Origin of the sequence: Streptomyces flaveus (assembly GCF_014647675.1) — a bacterium.
Lineage (GTDB): Bacteria > Actinomycetota > Actinomycetes > Streptomycetales > Streptomycetaceae > Streptomyces > Streptomyces flaveus.
Genome location: NZ_BMPQ01000032.1, coordinates 95,719 through 99,759, shown reverse-complemented (window position 1 = coordinate 99,759; position 4,041 = coordinate 95,719). Strand labels below are relative to the sequence as shown.

The window sequence follows — 4,041 nt, the reverse complement described above, 5'->3', positions numbered from 1 at the left end:
CTCGGCGTTCCGGGGAAAGCGGAGGCCCGCGCTTCTCCCGTGGGGCTTCCCTGGTTCTTCAGCGGCACCGGAGACCGTCGGGAGAGGAGACAGGCACCGCCTTCTCCGCTCCACGCACGGCAAGACCGTCCGGACTCCGTCGCAGAGGACCTTCATGAATCTCTTCTCCTCTTCCTTCACCGGCCCGTGGTCCGCCCATCAGGCAAGTCCGCTCACGGAGGGCGGGCCGCTGCCGGCTGCCACCCCGGCGGGCACCCTCATCGGACCGCACCACCTCGTCCACCGTCCCGACACCCCGGAGGGTTTCCTGCTCGCCGCGACCCCACCGGGCCGTCACCGCTTCGGTTTCTCCTCCCAACTCCCCGAGCGGCACCCGCTGTTCTCCGACTCGACCGCTCCGTTCCATGACCTGCTGTACCCGATGGAGTCTCTGCGGCAGATGGCGGTGTTCGCGGCGGGCCGCTACTTCCGCGTCCCGGAGAACCGGCGGATCCTGCTGGCGGGTTGCGGCATGGCCGTCACCTCGCTCACGCCGTGGCAGCGCACCGCCCGTACCGCCCAGCTCACCCTGGACCTCGAACTGACGCCGACCGACGTGGTCAAGGGGGTTCCGCGGGCCATGGACTGCCAGGCGTCCATCGGCATCGACGGCGAGAAGTGCGGGACGGTCGAGGCCCGTCTGGTGTTCGTGATGCCCGGCGTCTACCGCAACCACCGGGCGCACAGCCGCCGGGAGAGCGAGCGGACGGCGGACGGCAACAGCGGGCTGCCCGCGGGGCACGGTGCCCCCGGGCCCGAACTCGTCGGCAGGCGCACCGTCCGCAACGTACTCATCGGACTGCCGTTGGAGGAGGACGAGGAGTCGCTGGACTTCCCGGTCAACATCCCGGCGGCTCGCGAGGTGCTGCCCGACTCGGGGTCCGAGGTGCCGGCCGTCCTGTTCCTGGAAGCGTCCCGGCAGGCCGCTCTGTTCAGCGTGGGCGAGCTGTACGGGCTGGCGCCGGGGCATGCCGTGCTGACGGACTGGCAGGCGGCGTTCCGCGGGTTCGCGGAGCCGGGGCTGCCGATGCGCTGCTCGGTACGGTCGCGTTCCGCGAGCGCGCCCGGCGAGGTGCACCGCGACGCCTCGGGGTGGCCGACGGCCGAGCTCGGACTCACCTTCACCCAGGGCAGCCGGGTCGTGGCGGATGTGACGACCTCCGTCCTCCAGATCTGCTGAGAGACCTTCCGGGCGGTCCCGTACCGGCCGGCACGGCAAAAGGAGCAACGATGCGCTTTCGGGTACTGGGACCGGTGCGGATGACACCCCGCACGCCGACCGCCGCCAAACCTCGGGTGGTGCTGGCCACGCTGCTGGTGCAGGCCAACAGCGTCATCTCCACGCACAGCCTGATCGACGAACTCTGGGGGATGGAACCGCCGCGCACCGCGGCCACGACGCTTCAGGTGTACGTGTCGCAGCTGCGCAAGGTGATCCTGGAGGGTACGGAGCACGGCGTGGACGGCGGCGCCGACGGGACCGGGCAGCTGCTGCTGACCCAGCCGCCCGGCTATCTCGTCCGGGTCGGTCCGGACGACCTCGATCTCACCGTCTTCGAGTCGCTGCGGGCGCGCGGCCGCGCCGCCTACGACGAGCGCGACTACGCCGCCGCCTCCCGGCTCCTCGCCGAGTCGCTGGCGCTGTGGACAGGACCGGCGCTGTCCGGCATCCCGCACGGTCCGTCGCTGCAGACGACCGCCATACGGCTGGACGAGCTGCGCTCGGAGGTGCTGGAGCAGCGGATCGGTGCCGATCTGAAGCTGGGACGCCATCAGGAGCTGATCGGTGAACTCATGGCGCTGGCCCACGAGTTCCCCATGCGCGAGACGCTGCACGGGCTGCTGATGGTGGCGCTGTACCGGTCCGGCCGGCAGTCGGACGCCGTGCAGGCCTACCACCGCGTACGGCGCACCCTGGTGGACGAACTGGGCGTGGAGCCCGACGCCTCGCTCAAACGCATCCTGGCCCGGGTGCTCGCCTCCGATCCGGCGCTCGCCTGGAACCCCGGCAGGGTGCCCGCGAACCGACCCGCCTCCGGTGCCGCACCCGCCGCCGGCTCCACGCCCGCCGCCGCCCCGGCCGCGGAGCCGTCCGGACCGTTGCTGTGGCTGCCGCCGACGCTCACCGACTTCACCGGCCGCGACGAGGAACTGGCCCGCTACGAGGAGGTGCTCGGCGAGCCCGGCGGGCCGAACCCGCGCACCGTGGCCGTCTCGGGCCGACCCGGCGTCGGCAAGACGGCGCTGGCGGTCCAACTGGCCCACCGCGCAACGGGTTTCCCCGCCGGGCGGATCCTGCTGGCCATGCGAGACTCCACGGGGCGCGCGCTGTCGCCGCACGCCGCGATGTCCGCGCTGCTGCGCCGGCTGCTGCGGCCCGGCCCGGACGTGCTTCCCGCGGACCCGGACGAGCTGGCGGACGCGCTGCACCACGCCACGCGGGCCCGCGACCTGCTGCTCGTCCTGGACGACGTGGTGTCGGAGGCGCAGGTACGACCGCTGCTGGCGGCCGTACCGGACGCGGCGGTCGTGCTCACCAGCCGCCGTCCGCTCGGGGCGCTGGAGCACGCACGGCATCTGGTGCTCGACGTGCTGAGCCCGCGAGAGGCCGAGTCGCTGCTGCTGGCCACCGGCGGGTCCCGGATGGCCGAGGACCCGGCCGCGGTGGCGGAGATCGCCCGGCTGTGCGGTCGGCTGCCGCTCGCGCTGCGGGTGGCGGCGGGCGGCATCGCGGTCCGCCCGCACTGGACGGCGGCCGGGCTCGCGCGCCGGCTGGCCGACGAGCGGACCCGCCTCGGTGCGCTGTCGCTCGGCGACCTCGACGTGCGCAGCGGGCTGCTGGCGGCCTACCACGAGGTCTCGGAGGCGGAGCGGCACGCGTTCCGGACCCTGGGGCTCGCTCCCCTGCCCGACTTCCCGCTGTGGACCGCGCAGTCCCTGCTCGGCATGGCGGCGGACACCGCGGAGGACCGGCTGGAGGGGCTGGTGCGGGCGCATCTGCTGGAGGTGCGGCCGTCGGCCGCCGGACCGGAGGCGGTGCGGTACGGCTACCACACGCTGCTGCGTTCGCTGGCCCTGGACATGCTGACCCAGGTGGACGGCGAGGAGGCCGCCGCCGAGGCGACCGCGCGGCTGGGCCGGGCCTGCCTGGTGCGGGCGCGGGCGGCCGACGCGCGACTGACGCCGGGGCGGGACCGGCTGGCCGGGGTGCTGGAGCCGGACGCTCAGGCACTGGACGCCGGGGATCCCGCCGTGGCCGTACCGCTGCGGTGGTTCCAGGCGGAGGCCGCCGGGCTGCTGGAGGTGCTGCGCCGGCTGCATGAGAGCGGACTGTGGAACCTCGCCTGCGCGCTGGCCTCGGCGATGAGCGGCTACTACGAGGCGTGCGCCCAGTGGGACGACTGGGAGGCGAGCCACGAGCTGGCGCTGGACGCGGCGCGGCGGGCGGAGAACACGTCGGCGGAGGCGGCGTTGCTGCGCTCGCTGGGCGATCTCGCCTGGCAGCGGCGGCACAACGGGCGGGCGGTCGACTGCCATCGGCATGCGGCGCGGCTGTTCCTGCTGGTCGACGACCGGGTCGGGGCGGCACGGTGTCTCACCGGGGAGGCCGATGTCCTGCTCGGGACCGGGGAGGCCGAGCGGGCCGGATCCCTGTACGCGCGGGCGCTCGCCGTGGCGGACGCGGAGGGTGACACGCGCGGGTGCGCGGAGGCGCGGCGAGGGCTGGCGCTGGTGGCGGTCGTGGGAGGCCGGCCGGCCGACGGGCTGGCGGAACTCGCCGCGTGCGAGGCCGCGGCGCGTTCCCTGGGGGACGGACGGTGGCGGGGGTATGCACAGCGTACGGCCGAGCTGGTCCACCGGGACCTCCGCCGCGACGCGGAGTCCGCCGACGCCCGCCCGCCCCACCTCGAAGTGCGGCCGGGCGTATGGCTGTTGGACGACTCACCGGGGCTCGCGGCGGATGCGGCGTGACGGTCCGCCGGACAGCGGTCGCGCCGCCGG

The 4,041-nt window shown here is 74.4% G+C and carries 2 protein-coding genes; both read left to right on the top strand.

Translation table 11 applies throughout. From position 1 onward, the window contains the following. Positions 1-154: 154 nt before the first annotated feature. Positions 155-1,219 carry an AfsA-related hotdog domain-containing protein gene (locus IEZ21_RS38705; RefSeq protein WP_189326514.1) on the top strand — a complete coding sequence of 355 codons (1,065 nt, stop codon included), beginning with the start codon at positions 155-157 and terminating at the stop codon, positions 1,217-1,219. Positions 1,220-1,269: 50 nt separating this feature from the next. Next, the gene (locus IEZ21_RS38700; RefSeq protein WP_189326513.1) at positions 1,270-4,011 is read left to right on the top strand and encodes an AfsR/SARP family transcriptional regulator; all 2,742 of its coding nucleotides are present in this window, start codon (positions 1,270-1,272) and stop codon (positions 4,009-4,011) included. Positions 4,012-4,041: the final 30 nt, after the last annotated feature.

Bases quoted from the DNA above. Each gene is read 5' to 3' on its own strand.
- IEZ21_RS38705 (WP_189326514.1), top strand. From the start codon at position 155: ATGAATCTCTTCTCCTCTTCCTTCACCGGCCCGTGGTCCGCCCATCAG.
- IEZ21_RS38700 (WP_189326513.1), top strand. From the start codon at position 1,270: ATGCGCTTTCGGGTACTGGGACCGGTGCGGATGACACCCCGCACGCCG.